At 57.0% G+C, this 17,733-nt stretch carries 11 protein-coding genes, 1 tRNA gene and 1 pseudogene; 7 read left to right on the forward strand and 6 right to left on the reverse strand.

Annotation, left to right across the window (positions count from 1 at the left end; all coding sequences use genetic code 11):
• The 4 genes and pseudogenes from JX325_RS04610 to JX325_RS04625 all read right to left on the reverse strand — a co-directional run.
• The coding region (locus tag JX325_RS04610) for a KilA-N domain-containing protein (protein WP_204789997.1) at positions 1-196 on the reverse strand (196 nt) is incomplete at its 3' end.
• Between the two features lie 18 nt (positions 197-214).
• Complete coding sequence (locus JX325_RS04615) at positions 215-631, reverse strand: low molecular weight protein-tyrosine-phosphatase (RefSeq protein WP_204789999.1); 417 nt, start codon at positions 629-631, stop codon at positions 215-217.
• An 18-nt stretch (positions 632-649) separates the two neighbouring features.
• A pseudogene (locus JX325_RS04620) lies at positions 650-1,407 on the reverse strand (IS5 family transposase).
• A gap of 39 nt (positions 1,408-1,446) precedes the next feature.
• A complete protein-coding gene (locus JX325_RS04625; RefSeq protein ID WP_279380506.1) occupies positions 1,447-2,532 on the reverse strand; it encodes an IS256 family transposase in 1,086 nt (361 codons plus the stop codon).
• Positions 2,533-2,766: 234 nt separating this feature from the next.
• On the opposite strand from JX325_RS04625, the gene JX325_RS04630 reads away from it, so the two are divergent.
• The 6 genes from JX325_RS04630 (at position 2,767) to JX325_RS04655 (ending at position 15,842) form a co-directional block, all read left to right on the forward strand.
• Positions 2,767-4,713, forward strand: a complete 1,947-nt coding sequence (locus JX325_RS04630) for a methyl-accepting chemotaxis protein (protein WP_204790000.1) — start codon at positions 2,767-2,769, stop codon at positions 4,711-4,713.
• 396 nt (positions 4,714-5,109) lie between these two features.
• On the forward strand, positions 5,110-5,472 hold the full coding sequence (locus JX325_RS04635; RefSeq protein ID WP_204790001.1) for a response regulator: 363 nt from the start codon (positions 5,110-5,112) through the stop codon (positions 5,470-5,472).
• The gene (locus JX325_RS04640; protein WP_204790003.1) at positions 5,469-8,012 is read left to right on the forward strand and encodes a hybrid sensor histidine kinase/response regulator; all 2,544 of its coding nucleotides are present in this window, start codon (positions 5,469-5,471) and stop codon (positions 8,010-8,012) included. Before JX325_RS04635 ends, JX325_RS04640 begins: the two co-directional genes overlap by 4 nt.
• A 53-nt stretch (positions 8,013-8,065) precedes the next feature.
• On the forward strand, positions 8,066-10,765 hold the full coding sequence (locus JX325_RS04645; RefSeq protein WP_204790005.1) for a DegV family protein: 2,700 nt from the start codon (positions 8,066-8,068) through the stop codon (positions 10,763-10,765).
• Positions 10,766-11,081: 316 nt separating this feature from the next.
• Entirely contained in the window at positions 11,082-13,589 is a 2,508-nt protein-coding gene (locus JX325_RS04650) for an ATP-binding protein (RefSeq protein WP_243413923.1), read from the forward strand.
• 159 nt (positions 13,590-13,748) lie between these two features.
• A complete protein-coding gene (locus JX325_RS04655) occupies positions 13,749-15,842 on the forward strand; it encodes an ATP-binding protein (protein ID WP_243413924.1) in 2,094 nt (697 codons plus the stop codon).
• 240 nt (positions 15,843-16,082) lie between these two features.
• Here the strand turns inward: JX325_RS04655 and JX325_RS04660 are convergent, their stop codons facing one another.
• Positions 16,083-16,946 carry an EamA family transporter gene (locus JX325_RS04660; protein WP_204790010.1) on the reverse strand — a complete coding sequence of 288 codons (864 nt, stop codon included), beginning with the start codon at positions 16,944-16,946 and terminating at the stop codon, positions 16,083-16,085.
• 403 nt (positions 16,947-17,349) lie between these two features.
• Between JX325_RS04660 and JX325_RS04665 the strand changes: the two genes are divergently transcribed.
• Positions 17,350-17,424 (forward strand) — tRNA-Pro (locus JX325_RS04665).
• Between the two features lie 66 nt (positions 17,425-17,490).
• Here the strand turns inward: JX325_RS04665 and JX325_RS04670 are convergent.
• Positions 17,491-17,733, reverse strand: a 243-nt coding sequence (locus JX325_RS04670) for a DUF4368 domain-containing protein (protein WP_204790011.1), incomplete at its 5' end; no start/stop codon positions are given.

Below are 17,733 nucleotides of genomic sequence, written 5' to 3' on the forward strand. Positions count from 1 at the left end.
GAACCTCCCATGTTCCCAAAAATTCCAACGTGGAACGGGTTCGCAGCCAGTTTTTGATTACGTCTGCGGCTCTGGAGGAATCTGTACGGGCTTTTGCCATATCGGTCAGACTGATGTATTCCTGCTGGTCCAAGTTAAGAATTGTCACGGGGACGTTCTGAACAGTTATGATTGCGGTTTTCTTAGAACGAATCATATGGCATTACCTCTGATTTCATCCCTTACTTAGATTTGAAATATACTTCAACAGCTTTTGGCAGCCTTCCAGCACATCCCGCCAGGTGGCGTCGAAGTCGCCCGTGTACCACGGATCTGCTACATCGCCGGGGTGGTCGGTAAACTCCATCAGCAGCTTGATTTTCCCTTCCGGGTCGCCGCCGCAGATGCGGGTTATATTGCGGATGTTGGCCCAGTCCATGCCGATCAGGAGATCGTATCCGGCGTAGTCGGCCCTTGTGAGTTGCCGGGCGGTTTTTCCGGCGCAGGAGATGCCGTGCTCCGCCAACTTCTGGCGGGCTGGGAGACAAACCGGACAGCCGATCTCCTCGGTGCTGGTAGCGGCGGAGGCGATTTGGAATTGGTCCTCCAGTCCCGCTTTTTTCACCAGATCCTTCATCACAAACTCGGCCATCGGGCTTCTAGGTAGTGTTCACATAAGTGTGTCAACAATAAGTGCAAAATAAACAAAGGCCAAAAAGATAACATCAAGCTTATCATAGCGGGTGAAAATGCGGCGAAAACGTTTAATACGGCGAAAAAGCCTCTCAACCTGATTGCGCTGCTTGTACAGTTCTTTATCATATTCCCAAGGATCTTTGCGGTTACGTTTGGGCGGGACAACAGGTGTATAACCAAGTTCCACTGCTAAAGCCCTGGTCTTATCCCCCTCATAGGCCCGATCCATCAAAAGGTAAACTGGATAGTCCGCCGGGCCAAACATCCGCAAAAGGGCACGCCCCTCCGGACCATCGCCGCAGTTTCCAGCGGACAACGACAGAATNACCCCATCTCGATCAGATGCGGCGACCATATGAAGTTTGGTGTTCCATCCGCCCCGTGTTCTTCCGATGGATTGAGTACCGTTTTTTTCAAAGCACCCATTCCATCCGGGTGCACCTTGATGCAGGTAGAATCCAAACTTACCACATTTCCTTAAATTTGGATGATTCCAAGTTGCTGCAAACGCAGAAATGCCTTTTCCAACACACCTTTTTTCGCCCAGCGGTTTACTCGGACATGAATTACGTGCCAATCTCCGTATTCTTTGGGCAAGCTCCTCCATTTGCACCCATTTTCCACTACGTACAGCACCGCATTCAGCACGTCCAGGTTACTTATTTTTGCTGGTTTCCGCTGTTTGGGAAAGCTCTCTGCTATTTTTTCGTATTGTTCTTTTCGTAATTCCATTCTTCTATTCTACCACTATTCTGCTTATGTGAACAGTGCCTAGTTGCCTATTACAACGCCAGGANCGCCGGAGCGTGGAGCCAAAAGGCCAGGATTGGGAACCTCAAACATTTTGCCGAGGCAGTCAACTATCTGACCGAGAATGACATAACTATAAATGCCATCCGCCACTTTCTTAGAGGCCTCCTTCAGCTTCATCTCTCTCAGCTGGGCCATCACAGCCTTGGCCTTTTCACGGGCGGCTTGCTTGCTCTCCTGGGCATGGATCGCCTTGAGCATCTTGGCCACCAGCTTCACCTTGGAACGAGGAACAACGGAAAACACATTGCGGTAAAAATGGACGGTGCAGCGCTGGTATTTGGCGTCAGGGAATACTTCTCCCACAGCTTCCAGCATACCCAGGCACTTGTCGCCAACGATGAGCCGCACGCCGTCCAGGCCCCGGCCTTTCAGCCACTGGAAAAAATTCACCCAACCGGTCTTGTCCTCTTTCATTCCCTCGGCGGCGCCTAAAACCTCACGGTATCCGTCTTCATTTACCGCAATCGCAACCAAAATCGCCACATTTTCGTACTCTCCGCCCCAGTTGCGCCGCAGGTAGATTCCGTCCACATAGACGTAGGGATACCGTCCGCCCTGCAAAGGACGATTCCGCCAGTCCTCGATATGGACATAGGCTTTCTTGTTCAGTTCACTGATCGTCGCCGGGGATACCTTGCTGCCCCACAGAACTTCGGTGATGTCCTCCACCCGGCGTACAGATACGCCTGCCAGGTACATTTCGATCAGTGCCNCCTCCACGCTGCTCTCCCGCCGACGGTACCGCTCTATGATGGCTGTCTCGAACGACACCCCTTTCAGCCGGGGCACGTGCAGCGTGACGTCCCCAGAGGCCGTGGTAAGGTTTCGGTCATAGTGACCGCTGCGGTATCCCTGTCGGGCCTCGCTACGCTCGTACCGGGCCGCCTGGGTCAGCTGCTCCGCCTCCTGCTCNAGCAGCTCGTTTAGCGTTTCTTCCACGCGGCCACGTACCAGTTCCTTCAGCTGCCCCTTGATTACTCCCTCATTTAGCTGTACAATCTTCTCAGACATGGTTTGCTTTCTCCTTTCAGAATGGTGTGTCACGACTTCATTCTACCAGGGATTGCAAACCTTGTCTTTTTTTGCGCATTTTATTGTACCTTATCTGGTAAACGCGGAAAACAAGTTTTCCGGCAAAGCAAAAATCCATATTGAATATTTGGCGGCTTCATGCTAGAATATCAAGGACTTGGGGTGCGGCAAAAATTGCATGCGTATATATTGTTAGAAGCGCATTCCCCTGCCCCAAATAAAAAGCAGATAAAAGGAAGGTCATGTATGAAGTCGATCAAATCAAAAATCCAAATCAGTATGTTGTCGGTCGTGCTGATAGGCTCGGCACTGATCGGCGTGATTACGGCCCTGCTGAATGCCAGCGGAATTGACGATGTCATGGAAAAGACTTTGGGTCCCGCCACGCAGATGGCCGCAGACGCTGTGGAGTGGAAAATGGGGAGCTACTGGACGGCGCTCCAAGAGGCCGCCGCCTCTGATATTTTCCGGGAATCTGACCCGACCGATCCGGAGCTGGTCCCGCTTCGAGATGATATCGCCCAGCGCAACGGCTTTCTTTACGTCGGCAAAATGGACGCCTCCGGGTTTTCTTCCACGGGATACAGCTACGCGGAGGAAGATTATTTTCAGCAGTGCAAGGCTGCCGAGAAACCCTATATCTCCGACATTATGAACGACGGACAGCGGATGATCTTCCTGCTGGAGGTCCCCATCATCACCAATGGCCGCTTTGACGGCGTGGTCTATGGCGGAATCAGCGCCGATTTTCTGTCGGACATTGTAATAAATTTGTCCATAGGCAGCGACGGCGTTGCCTATGTGCTGGACAATAAGGGCAATGTCATTGGCCACCGGGAGGCCTCTATTGTAGAAGAGGGCTCCAACATGATTGAAGCCGCAAAAACGGACCCCGGCGTGGCGGATGTAGCGGCTGTGAATCAGCGCATGGTCCAGAGGGAAACCGGCTTCGGGGCGTATAATTTCTATGGCGACAACAAATTTGTGGGCTTCGCTCCCATTGACGGCAATCAGGAGTGGAGCATCGCCATTGAGACCAGCCAGCGGGAACTCAAATCCTCCTTGGACCGAAGCATTCTGCTGACGATCCTGGTGGTCGTTCTCGTTGTGCTCGCCACATTCCCCGTGGCAGTCAAAGTGGGCAAATCCATCTCCGGGCCCATTCAGTCCTGCGTTGCCCGGCTTGAGAAGATGGCCGACGGAGATCTGCATACCCCGTCCCCCCGCGTAAAATCCAAGGATGAAACCGCCCAGCTGGCAAGGGCGCTGGAAACCATGCTGTCCCGTTTGAACGACGTGGCGCAGGATGTGTCCCACCATTTGGGCAAAATGGCGCGGGGAGATTTCCGCGAAACGATCACGCGTACATATTGGGGCGACTTTGTAACCATGGAGCAGTCCATCAAGGCCATCCACAGTTCCTTGAAGGACACGCTTTCCCAAATCAGCCGGTCCGCCGGGGCCGTGGCCGGCAGCGCCGTTCAGGTATCCAACGGCGCGCAGTCCCTGAGCCAGGGGGCCACGGAGCAGGCCAGCGCGATTCAGGAGCTCTCCGCCACCGCCGACAGCATCGCGGAGAACGCCAGGCAGACCGCGGCTGCGGCAGAGGAGGCCGGGCATTTTGTGGCTCAGGCAGGCGCGCAGCTGGGCGTCAGCGTGGATTATGTGCAAGAGCTGAACGCCGCTATGGAGAAAATATCCGGTTCCTCCACGGAAATCGGCAAGATTATCGATACCATTGAAAACATTGCGTTCCAGACCAACATCCTGGCCCTGAACGCCGCCGTGGAGGCCGCCCGGGCGGGCAGCGCGGGAAAGGGCTTTGCCGTGGTGGCGGATGAGGTGCGGAATCTGGCGTCCAGGTCCGACGAGGCGGCCAAGGCTACCAAGGAGCTGATAGAGGGGTCCATCACCGCTGTCGCGGAGGGCGGCCAGGTGGTTGCAAAGGTAACGGAATCCTTGGGCAAAACCAACTCCATCGCGGAAAACGTGACGATAAAAGTGGACGCGGTCGTAGAGGCGGTAGAAAGCCAGACCGCGGCGATTTCGCAGGTGACCGAGGGGATCGACCAAATCTCTTCCGTTATTCAAAGCACCTCCGCCACTTCGGAGCAAAGCGCCGCTACCTCGCAGGAATTGACGGAGCAGTCCCTGCTGATGAACAGCTTGGTGAGCAAGTTCCAGCTAAGTTAAAAACAGAGCTCGGAGGCGGCGTGAACGGTTTGTTCGCGCCGCCTTTTTTGCTCCGGCGGGGAGCCTTTCCGAGCCTGCCGGCAGCGCCGGAGGCGCTTAAACCACGCGGGCATTTTTGACCGTTAGGAAAAGCCGGCCTGCTGGCTCAGCAGTCGGTTCCTGGCAGCTTTAATTTTGACCACTACAAACGCATCCATCGCTCTTTCAACATCCGGGCGATTTTTCCGTTTCCTTCTACGCACAACTGGAAAATAAGACCCATCGCTGGCGTAGTTTCCTCTTACTGCCTGTTTGCTTCCCGGGACTGAAAATACGGGCTTGATTTTCCCGCGGGCTTCCTTTACAATAGACCCCGTGGGGCTCCGGACCCCAGCAGCACAACAGGGAGGCAATTGTATGAAAAAGCGCATCTTAGTGGTCGATGACGACAATATGAACCTGGCAAGGACCAGGATCATCCTTGGGAAAGAGTACGACGTGGTTCTGGCGGACTCCGGGATCCAGGCGCTGGCAAAGGTACAAAACGAGAAAGTCGACATGGTCCTTCTGGATATAGACATGCCGGGCATGAACGGCATTGAGACCTTTGAACGCATGAAAAAGGCCGCTGTGGCGGTCCCGGTGATCTTCCTGACGGCGTCGGGGCTGGAAGAGGACGTCCAAAACGCGATTAAATTGGGCGCCGTGAATTATCTGAAAAAGCCCTACCGTCCGGAGGAGCTGATCAAACGGGTGGCGCAGGAGTTTGAAAAGGCATGAGGGCGGAGGAGCAGACAAGCCAGCATCTGCTGCTGGCGGTCATAGTTACCGTGTTCAGCGGCTTGCTGGGGCTGATTACGCTGTTTCTATCGTGGGAATTTTGGACGCTTCCGCTGATGACAGTCGCTTGTTTCGTCGTATGGTTTCTGCACATCGGGCGGCTTGGGTCAAACACGCTGTTTGATAATTTATGCGCTGGACTGATGCTTATCGAATTCTTCTTTTTCGGTGTGCATGAATCCAGTCTTTTTGATTTGCCCGCCGTGGCCTGCATTCTGATTCTGGCGCTGTTTGTGCTGAACAAGAAGTGGATTCTGTACGCGGCGGCGGCCTTGTACGCGCTGGTGCTGGCATATCATGGCCTGATCCTCCGTACCATTTCCCATCGGATAAGTCTCCAGGACGCGTTTCACCTGGCGCTTGGCGTCATCGTGACCCTTGGAAGCACGGCGCTGGCGCTGTACTGGGTCAACCGGCGGAATGCGCAGCGGAAGCGGTATGACCGGATATTTGCGGAGCTGGAGTCGGCGGGAAAGCAGAACGCCGTCTTTTTGTCCAACGTATCCCATGAGCTCCGCACCCCCATCAACATGGTCATCGGAATCAGCGAGGTGGCGCTGGGGAAGGAGCTCCCCCCGGATATCCGGGCGGACATGTCCTCCATCAAAATGGCGGGGAAGCGCCTGTCCAACCAGATTAACAATATGCTGGACTATACGGAGATTGTGGAGGGCACGCTGACTTCCGCCAAAAAAGAATACATGATCACCTCGGTGCTGAACGACATCATTACCATGACCGCGCTGCAAAGCAACCGCCAGCACCTGGAGCTGGTGTTTGACATCGACCCGAAGATGCCGGCGGCCCTGGTGGGGGATGCGGAGAAAATTTCCCATGTGCTCAAAATCCTGGTGGAAAACGCCATTAAATTTACGGAGGAAGGCGGCGTAAACGTCCGCATAGGCTGCCGCCGGGAAAGCTATGGCATCAATTTGATCGTTGATATCCGAGACACCGGCATCGGCATGACAAGTTCCCAGCTGACGCAGATGTACGACGTGTTTTACCAGGCGGATTCCAGCAGCAGCCGCTTCGCGGGCGGCTTGGGCCTCGGGCTTCCCATCGCCCAGGGGCTTTTGAACGCCATGGGCGGCTTCCTTCACTTCGCCAGCGGAGAACAGGAGGGCCTGTCCGCGCATATCGTGATTCCCCAGGGCGTGGCGGACGAGCGGCCGTGCATTGAGCTCAACCACCCGGAGCAGCTTTGCATTGCGTGCTATTTCAGGCCGGAAAAGTACAGCTGCGACGAGGTCCGGGAGTACTATGACGGCCTGATTCAAAGCCTGGTGATGGGGCTTGGCGCGAAGGGCTACCAGGTACATAATTTTGAGGGCCTTCTCAAGGTGCAGCGCAGCCATAAGCTGACCCATGTGTTTATCGTACAGTCGGAATATATGGAGAACCCCGCATATTATGAGGAACTGGCGGAAACTATCCGGGTCGTCGTAATCGCGGAGCGGGAGTTTAACCTGAGCCGGGAAAGCCGTCTCGCGATTATGCACAAGCCCTTCTCCGCGCTTTCCGTGGCGAACCTTTTGAATGGGGAAACCGGAGAACGGGGCTTCGCGGAGGATCAGGCCGCGGGCCGGAAGCCCTTCAACTGCGTGGGCATCCGGGCTCTGGCGGTGGACGACGAGGAGATGAACCTCGTGGTGGCCAAGGGCGTTCNTGGAAGCTATGGAATTGAGGTAGACACCTGCCTGAGCGGACGGGAAGCGGTGGCGCTGTGCAGCGGCACTTCCTATGACATCGTGTTCCTGGACCACATNATGCCCGGGTTTGACGGCGTGGAGACGCTGAAAAAAATCCGGGAGCTTAAAAACGGCGTGTATCAGGACCTTCCGGTGATTGCGCTGACCGCCAACACCGTCAGCGGCGCCCGGGAGATGTTCCGCAGCGAGGGCTTTACGGAGTTTGTCCCAAAGCCCATTGAGCGCACCGTCCTGGAACGGGTGCTCCGAAAGGTCCTGCCCAAGAGCTGCATCCAATACAGCGAGAGGCCCACAAGCAAGGGCGCGCCTGTGGGGGCGGAGGCCCCCTCGGCGGAGAAGGCCCCGGCTCCCCAGGCCGCCGCGGCCGCACCGGAGGCCCCGGCGGAGGTCCCGGAGGCGTCCGGCGGGCCCGTCCCCTCCTATGACCATCTTGCAAAGGCCGGCGTCAACACGGAGCTGGGCCTGGACTACTGCGCCGGGGACGAGAGCTTTTATCTGGAAATGCTGCGGATGTTCTGCGCCCAGGGGCCGGAAAAGCGGGCGGAGATCGCCGCCTTGTATGAAAGCGCCAATTGGACGGATTACGCCGTGAAGGTTCACGCGCTGAAAAGCACCTCCCTGACCATTGGGGCGGAGGCGCTCTCCGCCCAGGCCAAGGAGCTGGAGATGGCGGGGAAACGGGGCGACGCGGATTTCATCCGGGAGCGTCACGCCGCATTGCTGCGGGCTCACGAGGCGCTCTGCGCGGAGATTGCCNNGGGGCTTTGACGGCGCCCGGCCCTCTTCTTGAAAATGTCGAGTTCTGAGGAGTGGAAGACTTCGTGATAAAAAAATGGTTTGAGATTATTACCGATCACAGGATCAGCCTCCGCGAGCGAATGTTCCGCATTGTGACCGGCGTCTGCATGATCGCCATTGCGTTTACCCTGCCCATGGGCAGAAGCCTCTGGAACGTGCTGATTATGCTGGCAAGCCTGGCCCTCATGGCGGCAATCGTCAAGATCAGCATTCGGAAAAAACGGATTCACATGGGCGCCACGCTCATTGCGATACTGCTGCTTACGCTGTTTCCCATCACCTTTTTTTCCGCGGGCGGCTTTTACAGCGGTGTGCCGGAGTGGTTTGTGCTCTGCTTCATCTACGTCTGCATCACCTTGCAGGGAAGGCGCAGGGCGGTCTTTTTCGGACTTTGTACGGCGGAGACGCTGCTTTGCTACGGCACCGCCTTTTACTATCCGGCCCTTGCCGCGCCGAATACGCAGCACGACGCGCTGTTTGACTCCGCCTTTTCCATGATTATGGTGGGGCTGCTCACCAGCATCCTGCTCATGTTCCTGAACCGGATGTATGAGGAGGAGAATGCCCTCTCGCAGCGGCAGAAAAAGGAGATCGAGGAGCTGAACCGGGCGGAGAATCACTTCTTTTCCAGCATGAGCCACGAGATCCGCACGCCCATCAACACGATCATCGGACTCAATGAGATCATCCTGCGGGAGGACATCTCGGCGGAGGTGGCGGAGAACGCCCGGAATATCCAGGGGGCCAGCAAGCTGCTGCTCTCCCTGATTAACGACATCCTGGACATCTCCAAGATCAAATCCGGGAAGATGGAAATTGTCAACGTCTCCTATGAGACCGGCGCGCTCTTTTCGGAAATCGTCAATATGATTTGGATCAAGGCCAAGGAAAAGGGCCTGGAATTTAAGCTCCATGTGGATTCCTCCATTCCCAGCATGCTCTGCGGAGACGAGGTGCGNATCAAGCAGATTTTGATCAATCTGCTGAACAACGCGGTGAAGTATACCAGCGAAGGCTCCGTTACCCTGTCCGTCCGGTGTGAGCGGCAGGGGGTCAACNGCATGCGGGTCTGGTATTCCGTGGAGGATACCGGCCAGGGCGTGAAGAAGGAGAATATTCCCTATATTTTCAACGCGTTCCGGCGGGTGGACGAGGAGAAAAACCGTTATATTGAGGGGACGGGACTGGGGCTCAGCATCGTTCAGCAGCTGGTGGAGCTGATGGGCGGCGAGATCAGCGTAAACAGCGTCTATACCAAGGGCTCCAAGTTTGTGGTCGTCCTGGATCAAGACATCGTGGACGAGAAGGAGCTGGGGACGTTTACGCTGGCCTCCCGGGCGCGTGTGCGGGAAGGCGAAGTGTACCGGCGGAGCTTTGAGGCGCCGGACGCGCATATTCTCGTGGTGGACGACAACGAAATGAACCTGATGGTGGTGAAGAAGCTGCTGGCGGAGACCCAAATCCAGATTGACATGGCCCACAGCGGGGCCGAATGCCTGCGGCTGACCCAGAACCACCATTATGACTGCATTCTCATGGACCACCTGATGCCGGAAATGGACGGAATCGAGTGCCTCCACGCCCTGCGGGTCCAGCCGGGCGGCCTGTGCCAGGACGTGCCCGTGGTGGCGCTGACCGCCAACGCGGGCAGCGACAACCAGCTTCTCTATCGAAAGGAGGGCTTCAGCGGCTATCTGGCCAAGCCGGTCAGCGGCGCGCTGCTGGAGGCGGCTGTGCTGAGCATCCTCCCCAAGGGTCTGGTGAATCTGAACGAGGAAGCCCAGCAGGAGGACATCGAAAAAGACATTCTGATCTTCGAGCAGGCACAAAGGCGCTCCATCCTGGTCACAACGGACAGCGTGTGCGACCTTCCGGAATCCCTCCGGAAAGAGTTCAGCCTTTCCGTATGCCCGTATTACGTCTGTACGGAAGAAGGGCGGTTCCTGGACGGGGCGGAGCTGAGTCCGGACGAATTGCTGGCGCATATTGCCGGGGGGCGGAAGGGCTATTCCCATCCTCCCGAGGTGGAGGACTACGAGCGTTTCTTTGCCGAGAAGCTGACGGAGGCGCAGAACGTCATTCATATTACAATGGCAAGGCACGTAAGCGACGGTTATCAAAATGCCTGTGAGGCGGCGAAATCCTTTGAAAACGTCACAGTCCTTGATTCCGGGCACCTCTCCAGCAGCATGGGGCTGGTGGTTTTGTGCGCGGCCTATATGGCGGAGCATCATGCCGCGAAGGAGGAAATCCTGGAANCGGTGAAGCGGATGGAGCGTTTCATTTCCTCCGCGTTTATCATCAACAACACCCACATGATGTGCCAGTCCGGCCGGATACCGAAGCGCATCCAGATTCTCTGTGACGCGCTGCTGCTGCATCCGGTCCTGGCGCTGAAGAGGAGCCGGATGGTGGTCAGCCGGATGGAGATAGGCAGCTTTTCCCATGCGGCGAAAAANTATGTCAAGCGGACGCTCCAGAATACCGGGAACATTGACCGGCGTATTTTATTCATTACATACTCCGGGATGGATGAAAAGAGGCTCCGGTTTATTCAAAGCCTGGTGCAGCAGTACTGTCCTTTTGAGCGGGTCTATCTGCAAAAGGCGTCCTCCGCCATCGCCAGCAACTGCGGTCCCGGGTCCTTCGGACTGCTGTTTATGCGGCGGGACGACGCGGCGGTTCCCTTTTTCCAAACAGCGGCCCATGACGGGACGGTGTAGATACAGGCAGGGGTGCTGGAAAGCCCACGAAAATTCCGTGAATTTTCGTGGGCTTTTTGCGGCTTAAAAACCAGGCGGCGCCGGTGGGCGTGATTATGAAAACCTGTTGGAAGCGGCCGGTTTTTACAATGACTATGATTTTCGTTTCTTCTCATTGACGTAATTGCGCAGGTATGGTATTATGACAGAGATTTTCTGACTTTTGGAGCGAAGCTGTGAGGAGAAAGCGGAGGACAGGCGTATGGATTGTGCAGGGGGACGTTTACCGGCTGGAGAAGGCGCTCCGATCATAGAGGCTCATGAGCAGCACAGCGGCATGCGAAGCGTTCAGAATCTGGAGGCCATTATCAACGAGGGACTTCGTGTCGCTTTGCTGGAGGAGACCCCGGATCAGTCGCTTGGGGTGCTGCTGGAGCACCNGGGAAAAGCGCTGAAAGGAGAGAGGACCTATATCTTTGAGCAGAACGAGTCCGGCGGCGACGACAACACCTATGAGTGGGTGGACGCCGGGGTGGAACCGGAACAGGAGAACCTTCAAAATGTCCCCCGGGAGGTGTGCGCCAGCTGGTACCGGAATTTCAGCGTCGGCAGGCACATTGTCATAAAGAACGTGGAGGATATTCGGCAGACGGAGCCGCTTCAGTATGAGAACCTGAAGCGGCAGGGCATCCACTCCCTTGTGGTGGTGCCCCTGTACGACGGGAAGCGGATCATCGGCTTTTACGGCGTGGACAATCCCCCCGTGAAGTCGCTGGAGTATGCGTCGAATATGCTCCAAACGGCGGCGTACTTTATCGTGTCCTCCCTGAAGCGGCGCAACCTGTTCCGGGAGCTTCAAAAGCGGAGCTATAACGTGCTCCATGCCCTCAGCGTGGACTACCTGGGCATTTACGAGGTGAACTTCGACACGGGCGAATGCGAGGTGTACCGCAGCAGCGAGGGGCTGGGCCTGGACTGGGCCGCTCATTTTAAAGACGGCTATCAGGCGGCTATGGAGCGGTATATCTCCAAATGCGTGGTCCCCCAGGGGCAGGAGCGTCTCCGCGCCATGACGGAGAAGGACTATGTGCTGGCAAAGCTCAGGAAAAAGAAAAAATTCTCGGTCCGGTATCAGGTGAAGGACAACTTCTCGGGACTAAAGTATCTGGAGATTCACTTTTCCGCTACGGAGAGGACGGCCGCGGAGAACTGCGCGATCTTTGCCCTGCGGGATGTCAACGCCCTGGTGGAGCGGGAANAGAAATACAAGCTGGAGGCCAGACGGAGCCTGGAAGACATTCTGGAGGGCGCCAGAACCGGCATCTGGACCATCGAGCTGGAAGAGGGCTGCCGGCCCAGGCTGTACCCGGACCGGACTATGCGGATTCTCCTGGGGGTGCCGGATGAAATCGGGCCGGAGGAGTGCTACCGGCACTGGTTTGAGCGCATTGAGCCGGACTATGTGGAGATGGTCCAGGAGGCTGTGCGGGCAATACTGGATACCGGACGCGCCGAGGTCATCTATCCCTGGAATCACCCGGCCCTTGGGAGAATTTNTGTCCGCTGCGGCGGCGTGCCGGACAAGACGTTTGAAAAACCGGGCGCGTGCCTGAACGGATACCATCAGGACATCACGGAAACCATGGTGACGAGGAAAAAGCAGGAACAGTCCATCATGGAGCTTTTGGAGCGGGTGAGGCGGGCGAACTCGGCAAAAAGCGAGTTTCTCTCCCACATGTCCCACGACCTCCGCACGCCCATCAACGGGATTTTGGGAATGCTGGCCATTCTGGAAAACAGCCGGGATGACCCGGAGCGGCAAAAAGAGTGCCAGAGAAAAATCCGCGTGTCAACCGAGCATCTGCTGTCCCTGGTAAACGATGTTCTTCAGGTGAGCAATCTGGAGAGCGGGAGGCCGACCGTGGTGGTGGAGCCCTTTGACCTTTGCGCCGTGCTGAAAGATTGTATTACGATTTTGTCCCACCAGGCGGAAGAGCGGGGAATCCGTTTGGAGCTGGAGACGACCGGCCTGCGGCACAGCAGGGTGATGGGGAATCCGCTTCACTTAAAGCAGATCCTGATGAGCGTCATTGACAACGCCCTCAAATATAACCGGCCCAACGGCTCCGTATTTGTGCGGGCGGAGGAGACTGCCTTCCGGGAGGGGACGGCAAGCTGCCGCTTCGTCGTTGAAGATACGGGAATCGGCATTGGAGAGGACTTCAAGAATCACATTTTCGAGCCCTTTACCCAGGAGCACCAGGGCGCGAGGACGAACTATAACGGCACGGGCCTGGGCATGTCCATCGTGAAGAAGCTGGTGGACCAGATGAAGGGGGCCATTTCGGTGGACAGCCAGCCCGGCAGGGGAAGCGTGGTCCAAATCACCCTGCCTATCCGCGTCGACGAGGCGTGGGAGGAAGAACCCGCGGAGAAGGATGGCGATGCGCAGGGCGACGTCTCCGGAATGCGGGTCCTCCNGGTGGAGGACAACGCGCTTAACTGCGAAATTGTCGAGTACATTCTTGGGGAAGCGGGCGCGGAGGTGGTGACCGCCAATGACGGAAAGGCCGCCGTGGACGCCTTCGCGGCGTCCGAACCGGGAAGGTTTGACTGCGTGCTGATGGATTTAATGNTGCCGGTGATGAGCGGTTATGAGGCGGCCCGCGTAATTCGCGGCCTGGACCGGCCGGACGCGAAGACGGTGCCGATTATAGCGCTGTCGGCCAACGCGTTTGAGGAGGACGTGGCGCTGGCGAAGGACGCGGGAATGGATGAACATTTGGCAAAGCCGGTGGACGTCCGCAAAATGTTCCGGGTTATGAACGGACTGAGGGGACGTTAGGACGGCGCACGCATGAGGATAGCATAAATTATGACAAGCTGTGGAGATGGAACGGATATGAAAAGCAAGGCTTTGCCGCGGTCTTTGAAAATCGGAATAGTGGTAATCCTTTGTTTGACGGTTATCGTGTTTTCCCTCCTGGGAGCGTCCATTCACACTATGAGCGAAAGCACGATTGAGGAGATCGGCACCGCCTATATGGCGGGAATGAACGAGCAGGTGTCGCTGCACTTTGAAACGATCATTGAGCTTCGCCTGACCATGGCGGAGTCCATCGCGGGCATTGCGGCAGGGGATGGGGCGTCCGGTTACGGAACGAGGGAGGACATCGAATACGGCGCCAGGGCAAGGCATTTTTTGTGCGCCGCCCTGTACGGGCCCGACGGCGGAAGTGAGATGATTTTCGGCGATCCCGTGGAGCTCAACCACCCGGAGCCCTTTTTGGAGAGCCTGCGGAACGGGGAGCGCAAAGCGGCCTCCGCCACCGGCAGCGACGGCGGCGGGGTGATTTTGTTCGGCGTTCCCTGTGAGTATCCCATGTCCAGCGGCGGAGGCAGCCTTGCCCTTGTGGTGGGGCTTTCCACCAAATATATGGGCGAGGTTCTCTTCCTGGACTCGGACCAGTCGTTGAGCTATTCCTTTGTGATCCGGAAAGACGGAAGCTATGTGGTCGGGAACGAGGGAGACGCCCACGAAAACTATTTTGACAGGCTCACCAACATCTTTGCCGGGCAGGATATGGAGGCGGATGCCTGCATTGAACAGCTGCAAGCCGCCATGAACGCCGGTGAGGATTATTCCACGATTGTGAAAAACGGCGGATCGCGCCGCCATATATACTGCACCAATCTCCCTTACTGCGAGTGGTATCTGGTGACGGTTCTCCCCTTCGAAAGGCTGGATAACGCCATCTCAGGCATGGGAAGCCGGTGGCTCATCATCGTCTACGCCGCCTCCTTTGCGGTGATTGCGATGCTCCTCTACATATTCTTCCGGTACTTGAAGCTGTTCCGGAACCAGGTGTCGGAGCTGACGCGCATCAACGCGGAGATGGACGCGGCGCGAAAAGCCGCGGAGCAGGCGCGGAAGGATGCGGAACAGGCCAACGCGGCGAAACAGGAATTCCTNTNCAGCATGAGCCACGATATCCGCACGCCCATGAACGCCATCATCGGGATGACCTCCTTGGCGCTGGACAATACGGACGATCCGAAGCGCGTTCGGGATTACCTGGGTAAGATCGCGCTGTCCAGCAAGCACTTGCTGGGGCTTATCAACGACGTATTGGATATGTCCAAGATCGAAAGCGGCAAAATGACGCTGAATGTGGAGCCGGTGTCGCTGAGGGAGGCGATGGACAGCATCGTCAATATCATGCAGCCCCAGGTCACGGCGAAAAACCAGCAGTTTAAGGTGGTTGCCCGGGAGATCCTGTCGGAGAATGTGTGTTGCGACGGTGTGCGGCTGAATCAGGTGCTGATCAATCTGCTGGGGAACGCCGTCAAATTCACCCCGGAGAAGGGCGCCGTTCAGCTGACCGTGTATCAGGAGGCGCTGCCGGAGGACGCCTCCCGGGTCCGTACCCACTTCCTGGTAAGCGATACGGGCATCGGCATGTCAAAGGAGTATCAGAAGGTCATATTCGAGTCGTTCAGCCGGGAGGACAACACCCGGGTCCGGAAGACAGAGGGGTCCGGCCTGGGCATGGCGATTACCAAGTGCATTGTGGACGCCATGGGCGGGACAATCTCTGTCCGCAGCGAACAGGGCCGGGGCAGCGAGTTCCATGTTGTGCTGGATCTGGAAAAGGCGGCAGCGCCCGCGGCATCGGAGGCAGCGGACGGCGCCGCCGAACGAGTGAATGACGTGGTGCTGAAGGGAAGACGCATTCTGCTGGCGGAGGACAACGAGCTGAACTGGGAAGTGGCAAGGGAGCTGCTTTCCATCCTTGAGCTGGAATTGGACTGGGCTGAAAACGGAGAGATCTGTGTGGAGAAATTCCGGAACTCCCCGGCCGGGCACTATGACGCGATTATTATGGATGTGCGGATGCCGGTCATGGACGGCTACGAGGCGACTGCGGCCATCCGGGGACTGGAACGGGAGGACGCGGATATTCCCATCATTGCCATGACGGCGGACGCGTTTTCGGAGGATATTCAAAGGTGCCTGGAGCGCGGTATGAACGACCATTTGGCAAAGCCGATCGATATTCAGGCGGTCACGTTCAAATTGAAGAAATACCTGAAATAGGGACTGCTGGACCGGCGCTCCGCCGGTCCAATGGAACCCTGGAGCGTATGTTGTTTACGCTCCGGACAAGTCCTCCGGCAAACGTGCGCAAAGGCTTAAAGTAATATGTGCCATGTTTTGCGGTTGCCGCTGTTTACAACGGTGAGCAAAACGGCGCGGCCTTTCGGCTGCGCCGTTTCCGCCGTAGCTTAACGTTTCCTTATGGCCTCCCCGGCTTGCGGCATGGCCCGCTTGTTCCGTTCAGCCCCGGAGCATCACCAGCGTTCCCCCGGTGAGCAGGGCCAGCCCCAGCGCCGCCTTGCCGCTCAGCTTCTCGTGGAGCACCAGGCCGGAGAAGGCTACGGTCACCAGAATGCTCAGCTTGTCGATAGGAACCACTACGCTGGCGGGCCCGTCCTGTAAGGCCCGGTAGTAGCAAAGCCAGGAGGCCCCGGTCGCCAGACCCGACAGGCAGATGAAACCCAGCTCTTCCCGGGGTACCGCCCTGAGGGCGGCCGCTTTTCCGGTGACGAAAACCATGACCCAGGCCATCACCAGCACCACGCCGGTGCGGATAGCCGTGGCCAGGTTGGAATCCACCCCGCTGACGCCCAGCTTGCCCAGAATGGCTGTGAGACTGGCGAACACGGCGGACCCCAAGGCATAGGGCAGCCAGAGGCCGGTTTCTCGCCCCGACTTTCCCGCCGCCTTCTTCTCAATCATCAAATATGTCCCCACCCCCACGCAGAGGAGCCCCGCAGCCTTGTAAACGCCGACAGGCTCCCCCAGGAGGATAAAGGCCAGGAGGATGGTCAGCACCGTGCTGCTTTTGTCCACGGGCGTCACCTTGTTCACGTCCCCCAATTGCAGCGCCCGGAAATAGCACAGCCAGGAGGCCCCGGTAGCCAGCCCAGAGAGGATCAGGAACAGCAGCGTCCTCTCTCCGACAGCACCCAGGCCGAACGGAGCACGGGTGAGGAACACCATTCCCCAGGAAAAGGCCAGCACGACGGCGGTGCGGATGGCTGTGGCCACGGTGGAGTCTGTCCGGCGGACACCGCATTTTGCCAAAATGGCGGTGAGCCCAGCGAAAAACGCGGAGCCGAACGCAAATACTACCCACATAAAATCGCCTTCCTTTGGAAGAATTGAGAGAAGGGTACCGTCTCTGGAAATTATTATAGCACAAACAGGGCGGCTTTTGTGCCATGAGCCGAAATTTTGCCCGCCGGTGTTTTATGCCTTGACTTTGGCGGATAAATTAGTAAAATGATTATATAGCCCAGGTCCGATTCTTGGGGAAGAGAGCCTGCCTGTACCGAAAAGGCCGCCGGGAAATTTATGCGGGGGTGCAGAGCGGTTGGCAGCGTGCCTGCTTTGGGAGCATTGTCTCCTCATCCATGACGCATTGTCTGGAATGCCGCACACTCCTGTGACACTAAGCGGAGCGAACCCTTGCTTTTACACCGGCAGTTGGTCGGAAAACGGCGCTGACCACATGTTTGACCACAATTGGAAAATTAAATATCCGGGTGTAGCCTATCGGTTAGGCACTTGGTTTGGGACCAAGGTCAGGCTGGTTCGACTCCAGTCACTCGGACCATGCGGAGTGTCCTTATAGGATTTGAGTATCCTTGTGGGACACTCCGCATTATGTTTGCTCAAAATCTCATACGGCAATCCGCTCCGGGGAGTAGCTGACGGCTACTCCCTTTCTCGTCCCCATGGTGATCTCCTCAGCCGGGATTTTCCGGCGGTCAGGGACAGAGAAAGAGCCGATACAGTTATAATAGATGGTGATGTGCTGGGTGGTAACGCCGTCCTGCTTTTCCGCATGGTACACGTCGATATGGTCAATCAGCTCCGCCACCATGCGCTGGGTAATCTCGGTGGCGTTGGTGTACCGCCGGAC

Origin of the sequence: Oscillibacter sp. CU971 (assembly GCF_905219725.1) — a bacterium.
Lineage (GTDB): Bacteria > Bacillota > Clostridia > Oscillospirales > Oscillospiraceae > Oscillibacter.

Excerpts from the sequence above, each read along its gene's own strand:
- JX325_RS04635 (WP_204790001.1), top strand. The coding sequence starts at position 5,110 with ATGAAAAAGCGCATCTTAGTGGTCGATGACGACAATATGAACCTGGCA.
- JX325_RS04660 (WP_204790010.1), bottom strand. The coding sequence starts at position 16,946 with ATGTGGGTAGTATTTGCGTTCGGCTCCGCGTTTTTCGCTGGGCTCACC.
- JX325_RS04615 (WP_204789999.1), bottom strand. The coding sequence starts at position 631 with ATGGCCGAGTTTGTGATGAAGGATCTGGTGAAAAAAGCGGGACTGGAG.
- JX325_RS04630 (WP_204790000.1), top strand. The coding sequence starts at position 2,767 with ATGAAGTCGATCAAATCAAAAATCCAAATCAGTATGTTGTCGGTCGTG.